17 protein-coding genes are annotated in these 18,762 nt (G+C 55.7%); 3 read left to right on the top strand and 14 right to left on the bottom strand.

The genetic code is table 11. The features are described from left to right. Positions 1-14: 14 nt before the first annotated feature. The 5 genes from PT964_RS06680 to PT964_RS06660 are packed head-to-tail and all read right to left on the bottom strand — an operon-like array spanning position 15 to position 4,070. Entirely contained in the window at positions 15-917 is a 903-nt protein-coding gene (locus PT964_RS06680; protein ID WP_274362556.1) for a fumarylacetoacetate hydrolase family protein, read from the bottom strand. 25 nt (positions 918-942) lie between these two features. Further along, complete coding sequence (locus tag PT964_RS06675) at positions 943-1,716, bottom strand: SDR family NAD(P)-dependent oxidoreductase (RefSeq protein WP_274362555.1); 774 nt, start codon at positions 1,714-1,716, stop codon at positions 943-945. Between the two features lie 57 nt (positions 1,717-1,773). Then, positions 1,774-2,568, bottom strand: coding sequence for an SDR family NAD(P)-dependent oxidoreductase (locus PT964_RS06670; protein WP_274362554.1), 795 nt, complete (start codon positions 2,566-2,568; stop codon positions 1,774-1,776). 15 nt (positions 2,569-2,583) lie between these two features. Beyond that, complete coding sequence (locus PT964_RS06665) at positions 2,584-3,744, bottom strand: UxaA family hydrolase (protein WP_274362553.1); 1,161 nt, start codon at positions 3,742-3,744, stop codon at positions 2,584-2,586. Then, a complete protein-coding gene (locus PT964_RS06660) occupies positions 3,741-4,070 on the bottom strand; it encodes a UxaA family hydrolase (protein ID WP_274362552.1) in 330 nt (109 codons plus the stop codon). Before PT964_RS06660 ends, PT964_RS06665 begins: the two co-directional genes overlap by 4 nt. 144 nt (positions 4,071-4,214) lie before the next feature. On the opposite strand from PT964_RS06660, the gene PT964_RS06655 reads away from it, so the two are divergent. Then, on the top strand, positions 4,215-5,237 hold the full coding sequence (locus tag PT964_RS06655; RefSeq protein ID WP_274362551.1) for a LacI family DNA-binding transcriptional regulator: 1,023 nt from the start codon (positions 4,215-4,217) through the stop codon (positions 5,235-5,237). A 145-nt stretch (positions 5,238-5,382) separates the two neighbouring features. Next, a complete protein-coding gene (locus tag PT964_RS06650; RefSeq protein ID WP_274362550.1) occupies positions 5,383-6,792 on the top strand; it encodes a sulfatase family protein in 1,410 nt (469 codons plus the stop codon). Positions 6,793-7,291: 499 nt separating this feature from the next. Here the strand turns inward: PT964_RS06650 and recQ are convergent, their stop codons facing one another. The 6 genes from recQ to ftsE all read right to left on the bottom strand — a co-directional run bounded on the left by recQ (position 7,292) and on the right by ftsE (position 15,026). After that, the gene (recQ, locus tag PT964_RS06645; protein ID WP_274362549.1) at positions 7,292-9,073 is read right to left on the bottom strand and encodes a DNA helicase RecQ; all 1,782 of its coding nucleotides are present in this window, start codon (positions 9,071-9,073) and stop codon (positions 7,292-7,294) included. A gap of 19 nt (positions 9,074-9,092) precedes the next feature. Then, positions 9,093-10,427, bottom strand: coding sequence for a PDZ domain-containing protein (locus PT964_RS06640; protein WP_274362548.1), 1,335 nt, complete (start codon positions 10,425-10,427; stop codon positions 9,093-9,095). Between the two features lie 145 nt (positions 10,428-10,572). After that, positions 10,573-12,072, bottom strand: coding sequence for a S41 family peptidase (locus PT964_RS06635; protein ID WP_425262683.1), 1,500 nt, complete (start codon positions 12,070-12,072; stop codon positions 10,573-10,575). An 89-nt stretch (positions 12,073-12,161) separates the two neighbouring features. After that, entirely contained in the window at positions 12,162-13,370 is a 1,209-nt protein-coding gene (locus PT964_RS06630; protein WP_274362546.1) for a murein hydrolase activator EnvC family protein, read from the bottom strand. Positions 13,371-13,417: 47 nt separating this feature from the next. After that, the gene (gene ftsX / locus PT964_RS06625) at positions 13,418-14,350 is read right to left on the bottom strand and encodes a permease-like cell division protein FtsX (RefSeq protein ID WP_274362545.1); all 933 of its coding nucleotides are present in this window, start codon (positions 14,348-14,350) and stop codon (positions 13,418-13,420) included. Continuing rightward, entirely contained in the window at positions 14,340-15,026 is a 687-nt protein-coding gene (ftsE, locus tag PT964_RS06620) for a cell division ATP-binding protein FtsE (protein WP_274362544.1), read from the bottom strand. The genes ftsX and ftsE overlap by 11 nt, the downstream gene beginning before the upstream one ends. A 204-nt stretch (positions 15,027-15,230) precedes the next feature. Between ftsE and PT964_RS06615 the strand changes: the two genes are divergently transcribed. Further along, positions 15,231-16,745 (top strand): VanW family protein, encoded by a 1,515-nt coding sequence (locus PT964_RS06615; RefSeq protein WP_274362543.1) that lies wholly within the window; start codon positions 15,231-15,233, stop codon positions 16,743-16,745. A 27-nt stretch (positions 16,746-16,772) separates the two neighbouring features. Here PT964_RS06615 and PT964_RS06610 read toward each other — a convergent pair whose 3' ends face one another. The 3 genes from PT964_RS06610 to PT964_RS06600 form a co-directional block, all read right to left on the bottom strand. Further along, on the bottom strand, positions 16,773-17,234 hold the full coding sequence (locus PT964_RS06610) for an SRPBCC family protein (RefSeq protein ID WP_274362542.1): 462 nt from the start codon (positions 17,232-17,234) through the stop codon (positions 16,773-16,775). 16 nt (positions 17,235-17,250) lie between these two features. Continuing rightward, complete coding sequence (locus tag PT964_RS06605) at positions 17,251-17,724, bottom strand: DinB family protein (RefSeq protein ID WP_274362541.1); 474 nt, start codon at positions 17,722-17,724, stop codon at positions 17,251-17,253. Positions 17,725-18,133: 409 nt separating this feature from the next. Then, positions 18,134-18,754, bottom strand: coding sequence for a CPBP family intramembrane glutamic endopeptidase (locus PT964_RS06600; RefSeq protein ID WP_274362540.1), 621 nt, complete (start codon positions 18,752-18,754; stop codon positions 18,134-18,136). Positions 18,755-18,762: the final 8 nt, after the last annotated feature.

The following is an 18,762-nucleotide window of genomic DNA, read 5'->3' as shown; positions in this document are numbered from 1 at the left end:
CAGCCGCACCTCCATTAATCTCGATCGGCTACAAAACGGTTCGTAAGCGACCCCAGCTTCTCGATTTCGATCGTCACTTCGTCGCCCGGCTTCAGGTATACCTGCTTCTCCGGCGGATATCCGAGTACGACTCCCTCCGGCGTTCCGGTCAAAATAATGTCTCCGGGAACGAGCGTCATGTGCCGGGAAATATAGCTTACGATTTCGTCGCAGTAGAAGATCATGTCGGAGGTGTTGGAGTTTTGCCGCACCTCTCCGTTCACGACTGCTTTAATCGACAGCTTATTCGGGTCTCCGACCTCGTCGGCCGTCACCAAGTAAGGGCCGAGCGGGCTGAAATCGTCGCACGTTTTGCCGAGCAGCCACTGATTCGTGCGCATCTGCAAATCTCTGGCGGACAGATCGTTCACCGCGCAATAGCCGAATACGTAATCCAGCGCGCTCTCTTTCGAAACGTTCTTCGCCTTCTTGCCGATGACGATGACAAGCTCCGCTTCATAGTCGAGCTTTTCCGTCACCGACGGAACGGCAACGTCCTTCCGATGGCCGGTCAACGTATTGTTGAATTTGTTGAACAAAATCGGATACTGCGGGATCGGCGCGTTCGTCTCCTCCGCATGCTTTCGGTAGTTCAAGCCGACGCAAATGATTTTATTCGGGCGGGTTACGCACGGTCCCCACTGCACTTGCTCCTCGTCCAGCAAATAAGCAGGACCGCCTTCCAGCGGCAGCGCCGACACATACGACTCCAACGCCGCAACCGCAGCCTCGCCTTCCTCAATCACCTGCATGACATCGCTGTATACCGCCCCGTTTGCAGGATGAGCCTGCAGGGCGGAGGCGATATCGACGATTCCGCGGTCCGTTTTGACCCCTAAACGGTATTGTCCCTCTTGTTCCAGCGTAACAAGCTTCATGGCAGATTAACCCTCCTATCAAAAATTACGCGTTCTTCCCGAACACAACTCCGCCGTCGATATAAAGCGGAGAGCCCATCATAAAGGAAGATTCGTCGGAAGCGAGGAACAGCGCAGCCTTGGCTACATCCTCCGGGCGGCCGAGGTCACCGCTTAACTGACGCTTCTTGATCCCTTCAATGGCGGCCTCCGGATCGTCATACGAGGTTCTGAGATAGTTCTCGACGAACGGCGTTAAAATCGTGCCCGGCAGCAGCGCGTTCACGCGAATGTTATAAGGAGCGTAATCTACCTGCATCGACTTCGTCAATGCCAAGACCGCACCCTTTGTCGCCGCGTAAGACGCCCTTCGGGCAAGGCCGATTTCGGCGATGCAGGACGACATGTTGATAATGGTGCCGGATTTCCGCTCCATCATATGAGGAAGCACATATTTGCTGGGCAAATAGACGCCCCGGATATTGACGTTCATAACCCGGTCCCACGCGTCCGGCTCCACCTCGTGCAGCGCGCCGACCCCGCTGATCCCCGCGTTGTTGAACAGCACGTCGATGACGCCGAACCGCTCGATCGCGCGCTTTACCATCGCATCCACAGATACCGGATCCGTAACGTCCGCCCCGATGAAGGCCGCTTGCCCGCCTTCCTCCTGAATGGCCGCGACCGTTTCTTGACCCTTCTCCTCCGACACGTCGTTCACAATAACGCTTGCTCCTTCTCTTGCGAACAAGAGCGCCGAGCTTCTCCCGATTCCCGAGCCGGACCCGGTAATAAGCGCAACCTTTCCTTTTAACCGCATAGCCTTATTCACTCCTTATCCGCTCAATAAAGTTATCAGTCCGAAATTCGCGTTGTTCTATCGCTCCATATGGTCGTCAGGCTGCGCCGCCTTCACGGTCAATCCGCCGTCCACCATCAGCAGGTGGCCGTTCACCTGCATGGCGTCCTCCGACGCCAGAAATACGACCGCATCCCCGATTTGCTTGGCCGTACCGAGCCGTTTCATCGGATTCGCCTCGACTTCTTTGCGGCGAATTTCCGGGTCGGCCAAATAATCGGTGCACATGTCGGTATCGACCGTGCTCGGTCCGACGGCATTGACGTTAATGTTGAACTTGCCCAGCTCGATCGCCATCCCTTTCGTCAGCATGTGCGCCGCCGCCTTCGAGGATTGGTAATGCGGAATGATCGGGCTCGTTACGACCAAGCTCGCGGTGGACAGTACGTTGACGATTTTCCCGTATCTGCGCTGAATCATGCCCTCCGCCGCTCTTTGGGCGCATAGGAAGATCGATTTCACGTTCGTGTTGTAGGTGCGGTCCCAAGTTTCTTCCGTAACCTTGAGGAACGGCTCGAACGGGGCGATGCCCGCGTTATTGACCAAAATATCGACCGGACCGAGCCCGGCCTCCACTTCATCGAACATGCGCAGCACTTGCTCCTTCACGCCGACATCGGCCTGCACCGTCATGGCGCTGCGGCCGAGCGCCTTCACCCGCGCCGCGACCTCCTCGGCAAGCGCCTTGCTCCGATCGGAGGTGAAATTGATGGCGACGTGCGCCCCTTCCTCGGCCAGCCTCATAACGATCGCTTCGCCGATTCCTCTGCTGCCGCCGGTTACCAATGCAATTTTCCCGTCAAGCTTTCCCATAATTTTCAGCACCCCTTATAGACTCGGCCCGATCCGATTAATACTGAACTCCTGATGGCCTAAAATTTCCGCTTTCGTAAGCTTTCCGTCCGCCACGGCGGCGATTTCTTTCCAGATGCGCGCGCCCGCCTCGCCGACTCCGGCCGTTCCGTCGAGAATATCGCTGACGTCGACGTCCATGTTATCCTCCATGCGCTGGAACATCATCTTGTTTCCGGTAATTTTGATTACCGGCACGACGGCGGATCCTGTCGGTGTGCCCCGTCCTGTCGTAAAGCAGACGAGATGCACGCCGCTTGCGGCCATACCGGATACACATTCAATGTCGTTCCCCGGCGAATCCATGAAGTACAAGCCTTTGCCGGGAATCGGCTCCGCGTACTCGAAGGCGCCGACTAACGGAGAAGTGCCGCACTTGCTGATGCAGCCGAGCGACTTCTCCTCGATCGTCGTCAGGCCGCCCGCAATATTGCCCGGGCTCGGGTTGCCTCCGCGCATGTCCGCGCCCATCCGGGCGACTTCCTTCTCGAACCGCTCCACATAGGAGTACAGCTTCCGAGCGACGTCAGGAGTCGCGCACCGGGCGGCGAGCACGTGCTCCGCGCCGATAATTTCCGTCGTTTCGCTGATGACTACCGTGCCGCCACGGTCGATCAGGATGTCCGAAGCCGCACCTAATGCAGGGTTGGACGCCATCCCCGAGGTCGCGTCGGAACCGCCGCATTTGACGCCGATGCGAAGCTCGCTGAACGGCACCGGAACCTTGTCCTGCGCATCCAGCTCCCGCCGCATCTCCTTCGCCAGCTCGGCTCCCGCTTGAATCGCCTTTACCGAACCGCCGACTTCTTGGATGTCGATCACTTCCACGCGCTTGCCGGCCGGGCGAATGGCATCCGCAAGCTCGTACGGATTGACCACCTCGCAGCCGAGACTGACGATCAACACTGCGCCGACGTTCGGATTTTTGCCGGTTCCGGCCAGCGTCTCAAACGTCCGCTCCCGGTCCGCGCCGATCTGGCTGCAGCCGTGCTGATGCGGAATGGCAACGCTTTCAGGCACTAACTGCATAATTCGGCTGCACACCTGATTCGCGCAAATCACCGTAGGAATGATCAGCAAATGATTGCGAATGCCGTACTCCCCGTTCGGTCTGGCATACCCCATAAATTTATTCATGCGCCTTGTCCTCCTTGCGCCGCCTGGTCTCCTCTGCCCCGAATGCCCTCCACATTGTGAACGTGCACATGCTGTCCCGCCTTGATCGAAGCCGTTGCCCGGCCGATCACTTCTCCGTATTTGCGGATCTGCTCGCCTTGCGGAATATCCGTAATCGCCAGCTTATGCCCGAACGGAATGTCGTCAGCCAGCACGATGCTTTTTACCTCTTCCGAAAGCCTGTACGTTACGGTTTGTCCCGCCTTCAGCTCGCGCAGCGCGGTGGCGACATGATCCTTCGGGTCTACCGTGAGCGCATCCGCCCCGGTCCCGATCTCTCCTGCCATTCGCAATCACTCCTATGTTATATTTGTATTGGGTTATCGATAACCCAAAACTATCGAAGATATTCGTTGCTGTCAATACATTTTCTCGATAAAATACTACATAATTACGATAGACTCGATGCTTTAAGAACTAAGGAGCTAGATATGGTAACGATTTATGACATTGCCAAGCGGGCGAATTGCTCCGCCATGACCGTCTCCCGGGTTATCAATAACTCAGGCCGGGTCGGGGAAGAGACGAGACAACGCGTGCTCTCCATTATGAAAGAGCTGCAGTATGTGCCGAACCAGATGGCCAGAAGCCTCGTACTGCAAAAGAGCAATCTATTGTCTTTGTTGATTACCGATATCGGCAATCCGTTCTACACCACGTTGGTGCGGGGAGCGGAGGATGCGGCGCGCAGGCTCGGGTATCGGCTTTTGCTCGGCAACAGCGATGAGGATGTGAAGAAAGAGAAGGATTATATCGATACGATTTTATCCGCCAAAGTCGACGGCGTGCTTTTCGCTCCGGCGGGTGACAGCTCGGCCGCCAATCTTGCCAAGCTGAAGCAGCACGACATTCCGTTCGTCTTGTTGGACCGGGATATCCCCGGAATCGAATCGGATGCGGTGATGGGCGACAGCAAGGCCGGAGCGCGCGAGCTGGTGGAATATTTGATCTCTCTCGGACATCGGCGCATCGCTCTGCTCAACGGCTTGCCGGACGTGTCTACCGCGAGGCTGAGGAAAGCGGGCTATGAAGAAGCGCTCCGTCTCCATGGGCTGGAATCGAAGAAAGAGTATCTTATCGAAGTGGGCTATACGGCGCAAGGGACGAACGCGCAGTGGGAAACGATCGTCAACCGGCTGTTCGCTGCCGGGGAGGCGCCGACGGCTATATTTGCCGCGAACAACTTTCTGGCGCTGGGGGCGATTCGATCGCTGCTGCAGCGGGGAATCCGCGTGCCGGAGGATATATCCGTTGTCTGCTTCGACGAGCTGGAGGCCGGATACGTAGTTGATCCTTACCTAACGGTAGCGGCGCAGCCTGCCTACGACTTCGGCGCCATCGGCATGCAGATGCTCGTCGAGCGGATCGAAGGGACCGCGTCCGGCGAATGGCGCAAGGTGATTCTTCCGCCGAAGCTGTGCATACGCAAGTCCGCCGCGCCGGTGACGGTGTAGGGGTGTTGAGTACGGATACTTGCGGACATGACGGATTAAGATTCGGTTCCGGGGCGACGTGTATTCGAAGATCCGGCTAACACATTTAGCAGAATGAATCCGCTTACATCCCACAACGAAAGTAACGAAAAATGGAGGAATGAAGATGAATCATACGAAACGGCCGAACATTGTATTTATTATGTCGGACGACCACGCTTCCCACGCGATGAGCTGTTATGGCAGCAAAGTCAATGTTACGCCGAATATCGACCGGATCGCCAGCGAAGGCATTCGTTTCGATAATTGTTTTTGTACGAACTCGATTTGTTCGCCAAGCAGGGCGGCCATCCTTACGGGAAAATACAATCACCTGAACGGCGTAAAAGCAATCGACGAGCATTTCGACGGCACGCAAACCACGTTTCCAAAGCTGCTGCAGGCAGACGGTTATCAAACCGCGATGATCGGCAAGTGGCACCTTGGGCACGGCGGGAATGCGGACCCGACCGGCTTCGATTATTGGAATGTGATCAACGGTCAAGGCGACTATCACGAACCGGAATTTTACGAAATGGGCGAGCTTCGAACATATTCCGGCTATGTAACCGATTTGATCACCGATTTTTCGCTGCAGTGGTTAGAACAGAGAGATCGGACCCGGCCGTTTCTGCTCATGTGCCATCATAAAGCGCCGCACCGCCCATGGGACCCCGATGAGAAGCACAAGCATCTATATGAAGATGAGGACATTCCCGAGCCGGAAACGTTCTACGATGACTATGAATCCCGCGCGCAAGCGGCCGTTAACGCCAACATGCGCATCGAAAACATGATTGAACGGGATACGAAAGGCGCCCCGCCGGAAGGCTTGTCGGATATTGAAGTCAAGAGATGGAAGTACCAAAGGTATATGAAGGATTATTTGCGCTGCGTGGCGTCGATTGACGATAATGTCGGCCGGCTGTTGGATTACCTGGATGCCGAGGGGCTTGCCGAGGATACGATTGTGATCTATACGTCGGATCAAGGCTTTTTCCTGGGCGATCACGGATGGTTCGATAAGCGGTTTATGTATGAAGAGTCGTTACGAATGCCTTTCGTCGTCCGATACCCGAGGGAAATTCCGGCCGGTTCGGCAACGGATGCCATGGCTCTTAACGTCGACTTTGCCCAGACTTTCCTCGATTATGCGGATATACCGGCACCGGAGGACATGCAGGGACACAGCCTGCGTCCGCTGTTCCGCAACGAGACGCCCGAGGGCTGGAGAACTTCGATGTATTACCGGTATTGGATGCACTTGGACGTGCACCATAATGTTTATTCCCACTACGGGATCCGTACCCATGATTATAAACTGATCTATTATTATGCCGAAGCGCTCGGAACGGCAGGCTCCTTGGATGAGCGGCGGCCTCCGGAATGGGAGCTGTTCGATCTGAGAAAAGACCCTTACGAGATGAAGAATGTATACGCGGATCCTTCGTATGCGGACATTATTTCGCAATTGAAGCAGGAGCTGGCGGAGCTGCAGCGCAAGGTGCTCGACGAGCCGGTCGAACAGATTGATTGACGACTTAGAAGCCCTTGGTCTTTCCGAAAGGAAAGATTAAGGGCGTTCATATATATTCGGGACATTTCCCGGGCATACAAACTTGCATGTAAAAAGGCCTCTTCCATGGCGAGTGGAAATGATCGTCGGGAAGCGATTGGCGGTAGATTTGCAATGCACCGAAACACAAATCGAGCGAACTTAGCGGAACGCAATGTCCGCTAATTCTCGGCAGACGGCGGGATCCCGCGGATTAACGGAGCACGATGTCCGCTAATTTGTTGTAAAGTCAAAAAATAGTGATAAAAATCGATGTTAGCGGTCACCGCATTCCGTTAAATCGCCGAATTATGTAAACTTGCCCATTTTAACGGACATTCGGGTTCCGTTAGTTAGGGGCAATTGCCGGGTGAAGGGATCGGTCGATGCCAATGTCCGTATTCGAGGTTCTAATGAACGGAAATAGACCGCTCCGTGGTACGGATCGGTCTATTTCCTGTCCGTTGCTAAAGCAACGCCGCTACCCTTCCCCCGCCAGCAGCGCCAAGAACGCTTCGCCGTACTTGTCCATCTTCGCGTGGCCGACGCCTTTGACGCCCAGCAGCTCGAGCGGCGACTTCGGCTGCGTGACGGCCATCTCGCGCAGCGTGCTGTCGGAGAAGACGACGTACGGCGGCACCCGCTCGCGGTCGGCGATTTGCTTGCGGAGCGCGCGCAGCCGGTTGAACAGCTCGTCGCCCGCCTGCGCCTTGCGCTCCGTCTTTCGGGACCGGCGGTGCACCTTTGTCTCTCCCTTCAGGAGCGCGACCGAAGGCGGCAGCAGCTTCACAATCGGGAACTTGCCGTCGCTGAGCCCGAGGTAACCGTCGGCCAGCAGCACCTGGATCATGTCCATGATCTCCTTCTCGCTGCGCTGCCGCAGCAGTCCGTACGTGGACAGCTTGTCCAACCCGAAGTCGAGCACCTTCCGGTTGCTCGAGCCCTTCAGCACCTGCGCCACCATCGTCATCCCGAACCGCTCGTTCATCCGGCGGATGCAGGAGCAGATCATCCGCGCTTCCTCCGTAATATCCTCGAGAACGCTGTCGTCGTTGCAATTGCCGCAGCGGCCGCAGCCGGCGCCGCCTTCCACTTCGTCGCCGAAATACTTCAACAGAAACGTACGCAAACAAAGCCGCGTCTGGCAGTAATCGGACATGCGTCTCAGCCGAAGCAGCTCCGCCGCCCTCCGGTCCGGCGACTCCACGGACTGCTCGATCAGAAACTTCTGCGTCATAATATCCTGCGTCTGATACAGCAGGATGCATTCCCCCGGCTCGCCGTCTCTTCCGGCTCGCCCCGCTTCCTGGTAATACGCTTCGATGTTTTTCGGCATATTCCAGTGAATGACGTATCTGACATTCGATTTGTCGATGCCCATGCCGAACGCATTCGTCGCGACCATAACGCGAAGATCATCCTGCAGGAACATCATCTGCGACTCCGCCCGCTCCTTATCGCTCATGCCTGCATGATATTTGCCCGCCGGCACTCCCCAAGACGCGAGCAGCTTCTGGAGCTTGTCCACATCCTTGCGGGTAGCCGCGTAAATAATGCCGGCCTGATCGATGTGGCTGGAAATGTACTGCCGGACGAATTGCTCCCGGTCCGCGCCCCGCACGACGTCGAACGTCAAATTCGGACGGTCGAAGCCCGTCACATGAACGGCGGGCTCCCGCAGCTGAAGCAAGCGGACAATGTCGCTCCGCACTTCCTCCGTCGCCGTAGCGGTAAAGGCGGCGATGCGCGGCCGCGGCTCCATGCGCGCAATGAACGGAGCGATTTGCAGGTAGCTAGTGCGGAAATCGTGCCCCCACTGCGAGACGCAATGCGCCTCGTCCACCGCGATGAGCGCAATCGGAAGAGAGGCGAGCATCGGGGCAAAATGCTCCGATTCCAGCCTCTCCGGCGCGACATACAATAGTTTTAACTCTCCCCGGCGCGCCCGCTCCATCACGAGCTGCGTCTGCTTCCACGACAGGGAGCTGTTGATAAACTCCGCCGCGGCGCCAAGCTCCCGCAGCGCGTCCACCTGGTCCTTCATCAGCGATATCAAAGGCGAAATAACGAGCGTAATTCCCTCGAACAACAGAGCCGGCACCTGATAGCAGATCGATTTCCCGCCGCCGGTCGGCATAATGCCTAATGTGTCCCTGCCGCTCAGCACATCCTCGACAATCCGCCCTTGGCCGGGCCGAAACTCGTTATAGCCGTATATATTTTTCAGCGTCTGCAACGCTTCTTGCATCGTCAAACCAATCATTCGCAAATCTCCATCTCTTCTACATCGTTGCCGGCGGCTTCGGTTCGCCTTGACCCCCGCGCGGCGCCTCCAGGGCCAATACCGAAGCCGAAGCCGGGGCCGAAGACGATTTCGTCCGGCGCGATCTCAGGAACGTGAACAAACCGCCGCTTCGCGCCTCGGCGTAATACAGCGCATCGTCATCCGGGCACAGGATGATGCCCAGCTGGTGGTGCTCGTTCGCAAACAGGGCCCGCTGCAAAAACTTGCTCTGCCCCTCGAGATTGAGCACCTCCAGCTTCGTGAACGCCGCGTTCACGCGGAGCGCGGCGTGCAGCTCGGCCTTGCTGTTCACGCGCAGGCCGTTCACCTTATGCACGATATCGCCCGCCTCAATGCCGAGGTCCGCCGCCGGAGAATGCGGCAGCACCGCCAGCACCTTGAGGCCGCGCTCGTCGTGCACGTAATACGGGCTGCCCTGCGCTTCGTCTATGCGGCCCGCCGCATAGACGAGCTCATGCAGCCCTGCCACAAGCACGGCGGCGAGCGCAGCGACCGCCGGAACCGGCGCCAGCGCCGACAGCGCGGCGAGAACCGCGGCGGCCGGCCCGTACAGGGCGAGCCGCCGTCCCCCCCGGCGCGCGGCCGCCGCCGGGAGCAGCTTCGTCGTCATCGTGCCGAAGCCGATGACGACCGGGAAGGCGAGCACGGTCCAGCCGCCGTCCCACACCGAGCCGCCCAGCAGCGGCTCCCATGGCAGCGACCCGCCGCCGCCAGCCGCCGGGACGAGCAGCAGCATCGGCGCCGGCCAAAAGCCTTGCAGGCGATAGCCGCCGATCAGCTTCCCGCGCTTGCCCTCGAAAAACAGCGGAGTCGCCAGTCGCTTGCCGAGCCGCAGCACAAGCGCCGCCTCGGCTAAGTGCAGCAGCGCGACCAACGCGAGCACCGACGGCATATCCACGGCGGCGAGCTCGCGCACGAACGGCGCCGCCCCTCCTCCGAGGAAATCCTCGGGAACGTAGCTCGCAGCGGCGTGCAGCAGCCCCAGCGCGCCGGAAGCGTAAGCGAAGCATAAATAGCGGATGCGCAGCACCGAAAGCAGCAGCGCTAAAATCCACAATGCGTACAGCGTAAACGGACTCAGGACGGCGCCGACGAATGCGAATGCGATCGTGCCCGCCAGTCCCGCGGCGGCGCCCCAAACGACCGTCCGCCACGTCTCGCTCCATATCGAATGAAGCCGCACCGAGTACAGCCTTCGTTCCGTTACAATCTGCTTGCGTACCTGCCAAACGACGAACAGAATCGACAAATAATAAAAGGGAGACAGCCATAAAGCCCCGAAAGCGCGCCCCATACTGATGAATAAGTCCATAGTTCCTTACTCCCCGTATTCAAACTCAAGGATACCCTGCCTTGCCTTGCCGTCCTTATGTTACCGAAACCGTAGAAAAAGGAAGGCCGGAATCCCGACCTTCCTCAACGTATTCGACATTTTCGCTTGGCTTTCCTTCTAATGCTTATAGCATTTTTTGGATTTGCTGCACGGCCGCCTTCAATTGATTGTCGTTCTTCGGATCCAGCAGCTTCTTAATGACCTCTTGCTCCAGCCGCGCCGCTGTCGCTTCATCGACAATGCCCGTTGCGCTCAAGCCTTCGTTCTTCTGGAACGAGCGAACCGCCTGCTCCGTCGACCGGTCGAAATAACCGTCCGTCCGGCCCGGCGCGTACCCGATTCCCTTCAAGATTCCTTGAAGGTTCTTCACTTCGTCGCCGGCCATATCGTACTTCAGCGCGTGATCCTTCGGAATCGATACGGTCTCGAACAATACATTCTGCTCGACAACGATATCCGGCGTAATGCCCTGTTTATTGATCGTATCCCCGTCAGGCGTAAGCCACTTGGCGATGGTCAGCTTAACGCCGGTGTTGTCCTTCATTTGCACCGTCGTCTGGACAAGCCCCTTGCCGAACGTCGTCTCGCCGACCAGCACGCCTCCGGCCGATTCCTGAATCGCCGCGCCCAAAATTTCCGAAGCGCTGGCCGAGCCTTTGTTAATGAGTACGACAACGGGGTATTTCTTCCCCGTCCCCTTGGACTCCGTCTTTTCCCGTTTGCCGTTCTTATATTCCATGTGCATAATCGTCTTGCCCTTCGGAACGAATTGCTCGGCAATGTCTTGAACGGCGGAGACGACGCCTCCGGGGTTGTTCCGGACGTCGATGATCAATCCCTTCATTCCCTTGGCTTCCAGCTGCTCCAGCTCTGCAGCAAACCGTTCGGCGGTATTGACGGCGAATTGACTGATGATGATTTTCCCGATTTTCTGCGTATTGTCGAGCATCTCCGCTTCCACGGTTTCCTTCTGGATTTCGTCCCGCACGACGATAATGTCGATCGGCTCGGCCGAGCCTTTGCGCAGCACTCTCAGCTTCGCCTGCGTTCCCTTCGGGCCGCGTATTTTTTCCACCGCGTCGTGCAGGTCCAAGCCTTGCAGCGCTTCGCCGTTCACCGACAAAATAATGTCGCCGGGCAATATGCCCGCCCGTTCCGCCGGAGTATTCCGCTGGGGCGTGACAACGACGACGTTGCCGTCCTGCAGCGTGACCTCCGCTCCGATGCCGGAGAACGAGGAATGAATATGTTCCGAAAACGCCTCGATTTCTTCTTTGTCGAGATACTCGGAATAAGGGTCTCCTAATGCCGCTACCAGCCCCTCCAGCGCGCCGTCGGCAAGCGCTTGCCGATCAACGTTTTCGAAATACCGGCTGTTCACCAGCTCGAACACGGTCGAGATTTTCTCGAGCTCCTTCTCGGTCAAGCCGCCGGCTTGACCATGGGCGGCGCTTTCTTCCGTGCTGCCGCCGACGGGGTCGGCTCCACCCGTTACCGCCATCGCTTGCCTCACTTCGCGGGGCAACATTCGAGCATCTAGCGAGCCCGTAATCGTAAGCGTCAAAATGCTGCCGGCAAAGCAAGCCAGCAGCACGAACGCAACAACTGTACGGCCTTTAAACAACACGCTTCTCCACCACCTTAATCGTCCTGCTGGCGAAATTCGTTTCACATACTAGATTAGTATATGCAAGGCCTGTACTACTTATGAAATTATTTTAAATAAGGCAGCGGGTCCACCGATTCATTGTTCACGTAAACGCCGAAGTGCAAGTGGTTGCCTGTGGAGTTTCCTGTCGAGCCGACCTCGGCGATTTTTTGTCCGGCCGACACCTCGTCGCCGACCTTCACTTTGATTCCGCCGGAGCGAATATGCCCGTACAGCGTCCGGAAGCCTTCTTTATGTTCGATAATAATGCAGTTTCCGTAACCGCCGTACCACTGAGCGAGGATGACCGTACCCGATGCCGCGGCAACGATCGTCGTACCGTTCGGAGCGCCGATATCAATGCCGGAATGCGTATGCTTCTTCTTCGTGATCGGGTGTATCCGCGTGCCCCACTCGGAGGTGATACGTTCGCTGGACGGCACCGGCCACGTTAATTGCCCGCCGGTATATTTCTTCACCGTAGACTTCTTTTTATTTTTATTTTTGATCTCTTGCTGCTTCTTCACAAGCTTCGCTTGCGTATCGGCGAGCTTCAGCAGCTGCTGCTCCTGCTCCGCCGACAATTCTTCCAAATTATCTTCCTTCGATTCAAGAGACGCGATCGCGACCTGGCGGTTTGCCTGCTTTTTCTCCAGCGTCCTCTTCAGCTCTACGGTCTGAGCAAGCAGCTGGCTCACGTAGTCCAGCTGCGCCTCCACGTCTTTCTTTTTCATCTCCACGGTTTGCTTATCCGCGATATTCAACTCTAAAATCTCTTTATCCTTCTCTACGATCGATTGCAGCGCCGTCATGCGGTCCAAGAAATCTACGAAACTGGTAGAGCTTAGCAATACGTCAAGATATTTGACGAAGCCGTTCATATAAAGCAGCTGCAGTCTCGATTTCAGCAATGCGTCGCGATCGACGACCCGCTGCTCCGCATCCTTCAGCTCCTGCGTCGTAAATTCCAAATTCGATTCCACATCGTCGATTTGTTTGTTCAAATTTTGCAGCTTTTTGCTCGTCGAGTCGATCTCCTTCTGAAGCTCGGCGACCTGAGCCGAATATTCTTCCTTCTGCTCGCGGATTCTTTTAATTTCTGCTTTCGCATTTTTTTCCGCGTCTTGGGCACTCTTAATCTCGCGCTTGACTCTGTCTAATTCTTGGTTGATTTTTTCCAGCTCCGAGACGGCCTTTGCGGGTGTTCCTGGAATGCCGACGGACGTCACCGCCACCGACACTGCCACTGCTAACGGCAATATGTACCGTTTCACTCGATCAACCCCTCGTCTGTTATCGGTTCAATTCGTCGTTACAGCTGCTACACCTTCAGGAACTTTCGGACGGACAGCAAGCTTCCCCATACGCCGATGACAAAGCCGATTCCGAGCAACAGGACCGCCGTCACGGAAGCGATCTCGGATAACGGCAGCAGCGCGATTTGCAGCAGTCCAAGCTCCATCTTGGTTAAAGAAATCAATTGATGGTACAACACGTACAAAATAATAAGCGGAATCGCGGAGCCGATAATGCCGAGCAGCGCGCCTTCCACGAAGAACGGCCAGCGGATAAAGCTGTTCGTTGCGCCGACCAGCTTCATGATCGAAATTTCGCGGCGTCTGGCAACAATCGTGATTTTAATCGTGTTCGCGATCAGAAACATCGACATGAGCGCCAAACCGCCTACGAGAATCAATCCGACGTTCCGGACGATGTCGGTTACTTTAAACAGCGTGCGAACCGTATCGGCCCCGTAATTCACTTCCCAAATCGGGGCGGGATCCTTTCCTTCGTTCAGCGTAAGAATGCTTTGCGCGACCGCCTCAATCATTCTCGGGTCGTACACCTCGACCGTAAAAGAATCCGGGAGCGGATTGTTATCGCCTTCCTGACCCTCCAGCAGCTCCCGCCCGTCATCGCCGAGCCGTTCTTTGAGAAATTCGAGTCCGTCTTCCTTGGACACGAAATCAATCTTCTTTATGACATCCTTGCCGCCGATTTTAATTTTGGCGATATCGTTCTGCAGCTGCGGCACTTCGGATCTTTGCACGGTCGTATCGAGATAAACCCGAATTTCAACCTCGCTCTCGATATCCTTCGTCAGCTGGTTCACGTTCATCGCTACGATCATAAATACGCCGAGAATAAACAGCGAAATCGATATGGCGCTGATCGAAGCGAACGACATCCAGCCGTTGCGCCATATGCTTCGAAAGCCTTCCCGGAAATGCCGGCCAAGCGTACTAATCCTCATAGCCGTATTCCCCTCTCGCCTGGTCGCGCACGATCTGTCCGCCTTCGATCGCTAGAACCCTTTTTCTCATGTTGTTCACGATGTCCCTGTTGTGGGTTGCCATTACAATCGTCGCTCCGCGGAAATTGATTTCCTCGAGCAGCCGCATAATGCCCCAAGAGGTTTCCGGATCGAGGTTTCCGGTAGGCTCATCCGCTACGATAACGGCCGGATTGTTCACTATGGCGCGGGCAATGGCGACCCGCTGCTGTTCGCCGCCGGAGAGCTGCGCAGGATAGGCGTTTCCCTTATCCTTCAGCTTTACAAGCTCAAGCACCTCTTGCGTACGCTTCTTGATGATCCTTGACGGAGCTTCGATTACCTCCATGGCGAAGGCGATGTTTTCGTATGCGGTCATTTGGGGGAGAAGTTTGAAATCCTGAAAAATAACGCCGATATTGCGCCGGACGAACGGTATTTTCCGCTGCTTCAGCTTTTCGAGGTTAAAGCCGTTCACGAAAATCGAACCTTTGGTAGGTCTCTCTTCTCTATAAATCAATTTCATAAACGTAGATTTGCCCGCTCCTGAGGGACCTACGATATAGACGAATTCATTACTATCGATACGAACGGACACGCCTTTAAGCGCTTGGCCGCCGTTCGGATACGTCTTCCAAACGTCATGCAGTTCTATCAAAAGAATCACTCCTGTTTGCACATAAAAAGAACATTTCGACAAAAGGCACGAAATTCCTCCACCAATTTGCGGTTTTCATCAATAAGTAACATTGTAACATTACTTTTGTGCGAATTTGGTCAAAGTCCGGCATAAATTCTCATGTAAAATTTGGGATAAGCCTCATATATATGTAGTAGATCATTTCAACAATGAGGTGCGGCGATGAAATATTGGCTTGTTCGCATAACCCTATTTTTTCTGCTAACCGTTCTTGCGGCCATCGGGACGATCGCCTTCTGGGGCATGAACGAAACGTTGCCAAGAGGCTTAACGGTTTCCGGATGGCATGTCGGCGGAATGACCGCGGCCGAATTTGAAAGGAGCTATAAGCAAAAAGTAAGCGCGGTAATCGGCGCGAAGGTGACGCTGAAGGGGGCGGTTCCGGGGAAGGGCGACATAGAAAGGGCGGTCTCTCTTGGGGAGCTCGGGCTGCAAATGAACGCGGACGCCGTGCGGGAGCAGGTCGTCTCGATCTTAGAGGGGAGCATCTGGGAGCGGGCCGTTCAGCGGTGGGAATGGCACGGGAAAAACATTCCGCTTAGAGTCTCTATAAATGAGCGTTTGTTCGCGGCAAAAGTGAAATCGGTATGGCCGGAGCTGTATGCGGCGCGGCCCGTAGACGCCAAACGCGTGATCACGGCTTCGGATCAGATCCAATACGTTCCGGGTAAAAGCGTCGTTCGGATCGACACGAAGACGCTGCGGCAGACGGTATCGTTGGCGGTCGGGGAAGCGGCAGGCTTGCCGCCGGTTCCCGGAGGCGCCTTACCGGAATCTTTGGAGGCGCCGAAGCTGCTTCGCGCGGAAGGCGGGCTTATGCCGGAGGCGGGCGGCGGTTTCGGCTTTGTGATGCCGATGTATGAGGAGGAGCCGAAGGTGACCGTAGAGTCGCTGAAGGCGGAAGGCATCGAGCGCGTCATCGCAAGCTTCAGCACCTCCTTCGCTTCGAGTGCGGCAGGCCGCAAGCATAATGTAACGTCCACAGCCTCCGTAGTGAACGATACGGTGCTGCCTCCGGGGGACGTATTCGACTACGCGAAGGTCATTGCCGAAACGGAGAAGCAATACGGCTACCGCGAGGCTCCCGTCATTCTGAACGGGAAGCTTGTTCCCGGCATCGGCGGCGGCATCTGTCAAGTATCGACAACGATTTACAACGCGGTGCTGCGGGCCGGACTCGAGATTGTCGAGCGCCGCAACCATTCGCTGCCGATCGGCTACGTCCCGGTCGGTCAGGACGCGACGTTCTCTAACGGCAATATTAATTTCAAATGGCGAAACTCGACGGGGAAGCATCTGTTGATCCGTACGGAGACGCGAGGGGGCGTGTTGACCGTGAAGCTGTTCGGCTCCATGCCGAAGAACGTTACGTACGAAATTCGTTCCGTAACGTTGAAAACGATCGAGCCGCCGGTCAAATACGTGAAAAATACGAGTCTTGCCAAAGGGACCGTCTCGCTGCTGCAGCGGGGCAAGCCCGGGTATATCGTGGAGACGTACCGATATAAGAAGGTCGACGGCAAGGTTGTCTCCCGCGAGAAAATTTCCCGCGACACGTACAAGGCGCAGCCTTACTTGTACGCGTCGAACGCGGGCGGCAAGGATGCTCCGTCACCGAGCGGCGGCAATAACGAGCAAATTATCGAGGACGGCGTCATGGCTCCGGTTTTCGATTGACCAATCGGAACCGATGTCCGCCGGCATCTACACGTGGGCGTCAGGAGCCTTGTCGGCTACAAGATTCAACGCGACGTTGTGCTCCAGCAGCGCCTTACACCCGCAAAGCACCATCGTGTATCCGCCCATGGAGTCGATAGCATGATTCACGATGTCGTCCCCGCTCCCCGAAAAACCGGAGTTGGTAATCGTGACGAAGGTTTCATGGGCCGTTCGCGGAGAAAAATCCCACTCGACTTTCGTGCCGTCCGACGATGTAACCGCGATCCGCTTGTTCGGCTCGATTGCCTCAACATAAACGTCGTCAAAGACGCCGTACATTTCCCAATCCCACCGGACGCGCTTTCCCGCCTCCAATCTCCCGCTGCTTTTCGTAAACCAAAATTTTGTCGTAACCGTTGGGTCGACAAACGCTTCAAACACTTCTTCCGCCGGTTTTCGAATCAGCATTTCCGCTTTTACGACCGGTTCCCGGTTCAGGGCTGCCATTGCTATCTCTCCTTTTTTACGATAACAGCTTCTTATAATGCTTAATGACGCTCACATGCATTCCTTCATGGAATAAGTTGAAAGCCAAAAACTGTTCGGGCGTCCGGAGCGTAATTCCTGAAGACGTCGTGTATGGCTGCGGAACCTCTTCCTGCAGACGGTGCTCCAACGCCGCGCGAATCCGCGCCGGCTGCTCTTGCAGCAGCGCCTTCAGCTCTTCTAAGGTCGGCGCCGGATCTGCAGCTTGATGGTTTGACGGCGAAGTGCCGAATTCGAACCGCTCCTTAAACCCGGCCGGCAAATGCTGCGGAAGCCCTAAATACTGAAACGCATAGCGCTCCAAAACGACGTAAATATGACCTGCATTCCAGCGGATCGAATTATTGAACGGTTCCGGAATCCGGTCCGCCGTTTCTTCCGTAACCCCTTCCAGCTGCTTCAAGGTCTGCCCTCTTACAAAGGCCAGATGCGTAAAAATATAATGCTCCATCGTTCCCGCTCCTTTTTTGTGCATAATTTCGGCGATTCAGATCGCTTAAAGAAACTCCTGCAAGCCCGATTCCGACGGACGTTAAGCCGATCCCAAGCCACGGCATAAAGGGATGGGAATTCCGGTAGCTTCCTTCCTCGGGATTGCCCGGTGGCAGCATCGAAATTTCTCCTCCCGTCCAGATCCAACATTCCAATGGGATGCATGTATACCATGTAAACGCAACAAAGCCGAGATTTGTCAATCTCATCGACAAAATAGTCAGCGAGGAGTGACAAACTTGTCAGTTTGATTGACAAGCAGCAGCTGTTGTCAGTGAGATTGACAACTTAGTCAGTGCTTGCTGACTAATGTGTCATTGTCGCTGACAATATCGACCCCGCCGTAAGCCGGCCTTGCGGCACGGGTTTCATAAATAAAACACCGCGATACTATAAGCGAATACATTTCCTAATCCGTGAGACAGCCAGCCGGGGATAATGCTTCCGTTCCCGATGCGCTCATTAATGGCCGCTATGGAAAACCCGACGACGGATGAAGCGACGGTTATTGCAAGGAGCAGCCATAGATTTTGCGTAATGGCGTAAAATAAAAAACCATGCAAAAGACCGAACAAGACCGCTTGAATGGCGCTGCCTTTGACGAACCCGAGCTTGCGGATCAGCCCTTTTCCGATAAAGCCCCTAAACCATATTTCTTCGGACAGCGACGTTTGGACCAGCGCGATAACAAGGATGGAAACGACTTGCGCCGTTACGGAATCCAGCTTCCTGATATTGCCGCCTACGGTTCCTTCCGCCGTCAACAAATATCCGAGTCCGAACGACATAATGATTCCTAAGTTCAGCAATAAAACAAGCAAAGAGAAGGTTACGGCTATCATTGCCGGTCTGCGTTCCGGCAAGTAAAGTCCTACATACTTGAAAAAGCCGCCTGTTCTTCGCTGTCGGATTAAATAATAAAGAAATGGGATCAATGCAAGGATAAACACCTGAAGCAGCGCGGTAATAAACAAGCTTGCCAAGATCATACAGCCCC

Origin of the sequence: Paenibacillus thermotolerans (genome assembly GCF_028745515.1) — a bacterium.
In the GTDB taxonomy this organism is placed as follows: domain Bacteria; phylum Bacillota; class Bacilli; order Paenibacillales; family YIM-B00363; genus Paenibacillus_AE; species Paenibacillus_AE thermotolerans.
Note: the sequence above shows the minus strand (reverse complement) of the source record. Positions and strands in the feature narration are given on the sequence as shown.

Excerpts from the sequence above, each read along its gene's own strand:
- PT964_RS06680 (WP_274362556.1), bottom strand. The coding sequence starts at position 917 with ATGAAGCTTGTTACGCTGGAACAAGAGGGACAATACCGTTTAGGGGTC.
- PT964_RS06675 (WP_274362555.1), bottom strand. The coding sequence starts at position 1,716 with ATGCGGTTAAAAGGAAAGGTTGCGCTTATTACCGGGTCCGGCTCGGGA.
- PT964_RS06670 (WP_274362554.1), bottom strand. The coding sequence starts at position 2,568 with ATGGGAAAGCTTGACGGGAAAATTGCATTGGTAACCGGCGGCAGCAGA.
- PT964_RS06665 (WP_274362553.1), bottom strand. The coding sequence starts at position 3,744 with ATGAATAAATTTATGGGGTATGCCAGACCGAACGGGGAGTACGGCATT.
- PT964_RS06660 (WP_274362552.1), bottom strand. The coding sequence starts at position 4,070 with ATGGCAGGAGAGATCGGGACCGGGGCGGATGCGCTCACGGTAGACCCG.
- PT964_RS06655 (WP_274362551.1), top strand. The coding sequence starts at position 4,215 with ATGGTAACGATTTATGACATTGCCAAGCGGGCGAATTGCTCCGCCATG.
- PT964_RS06650 (WP_274362550.1), top strand. The coding sequence starts at position 5,383 with ATGAATCATACGAAACGGCCGAACATTGTATTTATTATGTCGGACGAC.
- recQ (WP_274362549.1), bottom strand. The coding sequence starts at position 9,073 with ATGATTGGTTTGACGATGCAAGAAGCGTTGCAGACGCTGAAAAATATA.
- PT964_RS06640 (WP_274362548.1), bottom strand. The coding sequence starts at position 10,427 with ATGGACTTATTCATCAGTATGGGGCGCGCTTTCGGGGCTTTATGGCTG.
- ftsX (WP_274362545.1), bottom strand. The coding sequence starts at position 14,350 with ATGAGGATTAGTACGCTTGGCCGGCATTTCCGGGAAGGCTTTCGAAGC.
- PT964_RS06615 (WP_274362543.1), top strand. The coding sequence starts at position 15,231 with ATGAAATATTGGCTTGTTCGCATAACCCTATTTTTTCTGCTAACCGTT.
- PT964_RS06610 (WP_274362542.1), bottom strand. The coding sequence starts at position 17,234 with ATGGCAGCCCTGAACCGGGAACCGGTCGTAAAAGCGGAAATGCTGATT.
- PT964_RS06605 (WP_274362541.1), bottom strand. The coding sequence starts at position 17,724 with ATGGAGCATTATATTTTTACGCATCTGGCCTTTGTAAGAGGGCAGACC.
- PT964_RS06600 (WP_274362540.1), bottom strand. The coding sequence starts at position 18,754 with ATGATCTTGGCAAGCTTGTTTATTACCGCGCTGCTTCAGGTGTTTATC.